A 3,971-nucleotide genomic window follows, 5' to 3' on the forward strand; every position below is an offset into this window, starting at 1 on the left:
CGCGTCCCCCCGGAAGAAGGGCTTGGTCAGGCTCGCCAATTGCTCGGGCGGCGCCCCCGGGCCGCGGTCGCGGATCTTGAGCAGCACCCATTTTTCCCGGGCGCGGGCGCTGATCTCCACCGTGGTGATGCCGGTCTCGCGGTCCTTGCCGTAGCGGCGTGCGTTCTCCAGCAGGTTGGAGATCACGCGCGCCAGCTCCACCTCGTCGGCCAGCACGTTCAGGTCCTCGGGCACCTGCATGCTGATGACCAGCTCGCGGTGGTCCTGCACGGCGTAGACGCAGGAGGACACCACGGCGTGCAGGTTGACCGGCGTGAGCGCCACCGAATCCGGGCGGGCGTAGTCGAGGAACTTGTCGATGGTGGCGTCCAGCTGCACGATATCGGCCACCATGTGCTGGCGCGCCACGTCGTCCATGACACTCATCTCGGTCTCCAGCCGCAGGCGCGCCAGGGGCGTGCGCAGGTCGTGCGAGATGCCGGCCAGCATCACGGCGCGGTCCTGCTCCAGCTTGGCCAGGCGCTGCGCCATGCGGTTGAAGCCGATGTTGACCTCGCGGATCTCGCTGGTCACGGCGCCCTCGTCGAGCTGGCTGGCGGCAAAGTCCCCGTCGCGCACGCGGTTGGCGGCGTAGGAGAGCTGCTTGAGCGGGCGGTTGATCAGCCGGGCGATGAGCGCGGCACCGGCCAGCGACAGCGCACCCGCCGTGAGCAGCCAGACCAGCCAGGTCTTGCCGCTGGCCGCCGCCAGGCGCGAGCGGTCCATCAGCAGCCAGTTGGGGTCGCCGTTGATGGTAAAGCCGATCCACAGGCCGGGCTCGCCGTTCACGCTGCCGGCGACGATGGTGCCCGGCCCCAGCCGGGCGGTCAGCTCCTGCGTCAGGCGCGATCCCAGCGCCGAATGCGCCAGCGGCTCGAAGCGATCGCCGGGCTCGCGCGGCAGCAGGCGCACGCCCTCCTGGTCGGCCATGGTCTTGAGCAGCGAGACGCGCGCGATGGCGTCGGCATGGATCAGCGCGGCGCGGCTCAGGTTCACCAGCGACGCAATCTGCTGGGCCGATTGCAGCGTGCGCGGCTCGAATTCGAGCGCGCGCAGGGTCTGCAGCCACGCCAGGATGCTGCCGATCAGCAGCAGCGCCAGCAGGAAGAAGGTGCGCCAGAACAGGTTCAGGCCGAGGCGCGCGCGCTGGCGGCGGCGCTGCTCGGCCGCTTCCAGCGGCGCCGGGCTGGTCAGGTCATGGGGAGCCGAAGGGGATTCACTCATGGGCTGCGGCAGGGGAGGGGCGCCGTGGCGGGCACGGAAAGGCCATCGCAGGCGCGCAAAGCACGCGGCCGGCCGGGAGGGTTCTCAGCGCAGGTGCCGAGGCGGGCGCTCAGTTCGCACCGTCCGGCACGAAAACATAGCCGACGCCCCAGACGGTCTGGATGTAGCGCGGCTGGGCGGCGTCGATCTCCACCAGCTTGCGCAGGCGCGAGATCTGCACGTCCAGGCTGCGGTCGAAAGGCTCGAATTCGCGCCCGCGCGCCAGCAGGGCGAGCTTTTCGCGCGACAGCGGCTGGCGCGGGTGGCGCACCAGTGCTTTGAGCATGGCGAACTCGCCGGTGGTCAGGGGCAATTCCTCGCCGTTCTTCTGCAGTGCGCGCGTGCCCAGGTCGAAGGTGAAGGGGCCGAAAGTGACGACCTCGTTCTCGCCCGACGGCGCCCCGGGCGCCTCCTGAGGGGGGCGGCGGCGCAGCACGGCGTGGATGCGTGCCAGCAATTCGCGCGGGTTGAAGGGCTTGCCCAGGTAGTCGTCGGCGCCGACCTCCAGGCCGACGATGCGGTCCACGTCTTCGCCCTTGGCGGTGAGCATGATGATCGGTGTGCGGTCGTTGGCCGCGCGCAGGCGCCGGCAGATCGACAGGCCGTCCTCGCCGGGCATCATCAGGTCGAGCACGATCAGGTCCACCGTCTCGCGCAGCAGGATGCGGTTGAGCGCCTTGCCGTCCTCCGCCACCATGACCTCGAAACCCTCCTGCGTCAGGTAGCGGCGCAGCAGGTCGCGGATGCGCGCATCGTCGTCCACCACAAGCACCTTGTCCGTGCGGTTGGTCGTGGAAGCCATATTCATTCTCTCCAGGCCGAATTTGTAACAGCGGCAATTCTGACGAGTTGGGGCCGAAAATTCCGCCCATGGCCCCAGGGTCTGACCAACTGTTACAGGTTTTGCGACGCCATGCAATGACATTGCGACCGGTTCACGCTAGAGCTGCCATGAAACCGGTAGCTTCGCTGTCAGCGCACCGCGCGTCTTGCCGTGCGCAGCTTCAACCAGAAAGGAAGACCATGCGATTTGCGATCCGGGCCGCGGCGGCCTGCACCCTGGCGGCCGTCGCCGTTGGCGCCCTGGCCCAGGGCAGCGCGCCCGAAGTGCCCCAGAACATCCTGCAGCTGTCGGCCTCGGGCGAGGTGGAGGTGGCGCAGGACCTGCTGGTCATGGCGCTCGCCACCACCCGCGAGGGACCAGACGCCGCCTCCGTGCAGACCCAGCTGCGCCAGGCGCTCGACGCCGCGCTGCCCGAGGCGCGGCGCAGCGCCCAGCCCGGGCAGATGGACGTGCGCACCGGCACTTTCAGCATCCAGCCGCGCTATGGCAAGGAAGGGCAGATCAGCGGCTGGCAGGGCCGGGCGGAGCTGATCCTGGAGGGCCGGGATTTCGCGCGCATCAGCACGGCCGCGGGACGCATCCAGAGTTTGGCGGTGAGCGGCGTGCGCTTCGATCTGTCGCGCGAGGCACGCGAGCGTGTGGAAAGCGAGGCCCAGAGCCGTGCCGTGGAGGCCTTCAAGGCGCGCGCCGCGGAGCTGGCGCGCGGGTTCGGCTTCGCGGGCTACAGCCTGCGCGAGGTCACCGTCAACAGCCACGATTCCGGCCCGGCGCCGCGCCCGGCGATGATGGCCATGGCGGCGCGCGTGGCCAGCGCCGAGATGGACCCGGTGCCGGTGGAGGCCGGCAAGACCCGGGTCGTGGTCAACATCTCCGGCAGCGTGCAGCTGCGCTGAGCGGCAGCGCCGCCACCCCGTCTTATTGGGCGGCCCAGCCGCCGTCCATGTTCCAGGCGACGCCGCGCACGTTGCCGCCCGCGGGCGAGCACAGGAACACCGCCAGCTCGCCCAGCTCCTCGGGCGTGGTGAACTGCATGGACGGCTCCTTCTCGCCCAGGAGGATCCGCTGGGCCTCCTCGTTGCTCACGCCGTGCTGCTCGGCCTTGGCATCGACCTGCTTTTGCACCAGCGGCGTCAGCACCCAGCCCGGGCAGATGGCGTTGCAGGTCACGCCCGTGGTGGCGGTCTCCAGCGCCGTGACCTTGGTGAGGCCGACGATTCCGTGCTTGGCGGCCACGTAGGCCGATTTCTGGGTCGAGCCCACCAGGCCGTGCACCGAGGCGACGTTGATGATCCGTCCCCAGCCGGCCGACAGCATCCCGGGCAGCGCCAGGCGGGTGGTGTGGAAGGCGCTGCTCAGGTTGATGGCGAGGATGGCGTCCCACTTCTCGACGGGGAACTCGTGCACCGGCGCCACGTGCTGGATGCCGGCGTTGTTGACCAGGATGTCCACGCGGCCGAACTGGTCGGTGCTGTAGCGCAGCAGGTCCTCGATGTCGGCAGGCCGCCCCATGTCGGCGCCGTGGTAGGCGACGCGCACGCCGGCCTGGGCGCCGGCCTCCAGCACCTCGGCGCGTGGGCCGTCCACATCCCCGAAGCCGTTGAGTACGATGTTGGCGCCCTGGCGGGCCAGGGCCTTGGCGATGCCCAGACCGATTCCGCTGGTGGAGCCGGTCACGAGGGCGGTCTTGCCGTTGAGCATGGATGTCTCTCCGAATGAATTAGGATGCAGCGCAGCCATTATCCAGTCCCGCCGACGGGGCCTGTCTGCATGATTGAACCTACGCTGAACTACGTATCCTGCCCCGGTCCGGCGGCTGCCGGCGCTG

The 3,971-nt window shown here is 69.7% G+C and carries 4 protein-coding genes; 1 reads left to right on the plus strand and 3 read right to left on the minus strand.

All coding sequences use genetic code 11. The features are described from left to right. Window positions 1-1,263 (minus strand): sensor histidine kinase (locus A612_RS13615; protein WP_019375013.1); only part of this gene is annotated, 1,263 nt, incomplete at its 3' end. Window positions 1,264-1,372: 109 nt separating this feature from the next. Then, complete coding sequence (ompR, locus tag A612_RS13620) at window positions 1,373-2,110, minus strand: osmolarity response regulator transcription factor OmpR (RefSeq protein ID WP_173370374.1); 738 nt, start codon at window positions 2,108-2,110, stop codon at window positions 1,373-1,375. 215 nt (window positions 2,111-2,325) lie between these two features. Here ompR and A612_RS13625 point away from each other — a divergent pair, with 215 nt between their 5' ends. Further along, entirely contained in the window at window positions 2,326-3,039 is a 714-nt protein-coding gene (locus tag A612_RS13625) for an SIMPL domain-containing protein (protein WP_019375015.1), read from the plus strand. A 22-nt stretch (window positions 3,040-3,061) separates the two neighbouring features. Here A612_RS13625 and A612_RS13630 read toward each other — a convergent pair whose 3' ends face one another. Next, window positions 3,062-3,844 carry a 3-hydroxybutyrate dehydrogenase gene (locus A612_RS13630; RefSeq protein WP_019375016.1) on the minus strand — a complete coding sequence of 261 codons (783 nt, stop codon included), beginning with the start codon at window positions 3,842-3,844 and terminating at the stop codon, window positions 3,062-3,064. Window positions 3,845-3,971: the final 127 nt, after the last annotated feature.

Source organism: Melaminivora alkalimesophila (assembly GCF_000282995.1).
GTDB classification, from domain to species: Bacteria; Pseudomonadota; Gammaproteobacteria; order Burkholderiales; family Burkholderiaceae_C; genus Melaminivora; species Melaminivora alkalimesophila.

What these genes read in the sequence shown, in the direction of transcription:
- A612_RS13630 (WP_019375016.1), bottom strand. Translation starts at nt 3,844, where the DNA reads ATGCTCAACGGCAAGACCGCCCTCGTGACCGGCTCCACCAGCGGAATC.
- ompR (WP_173370374.1), bottom strand. Translation starts at nt 2,110, where the DNA reads ATGAATATGGCTTCCACGACCAACCGCACGGACAAGGTGCTTGTGGTG.
- A612_RS13625 (WP_019375015.1), top strand. Translation starts at nt 2,326, where the DNA reads ATGCGATTTGCGATCCGGGCCGCGGCGGCCTGCACCCTGGCGGCCGTC.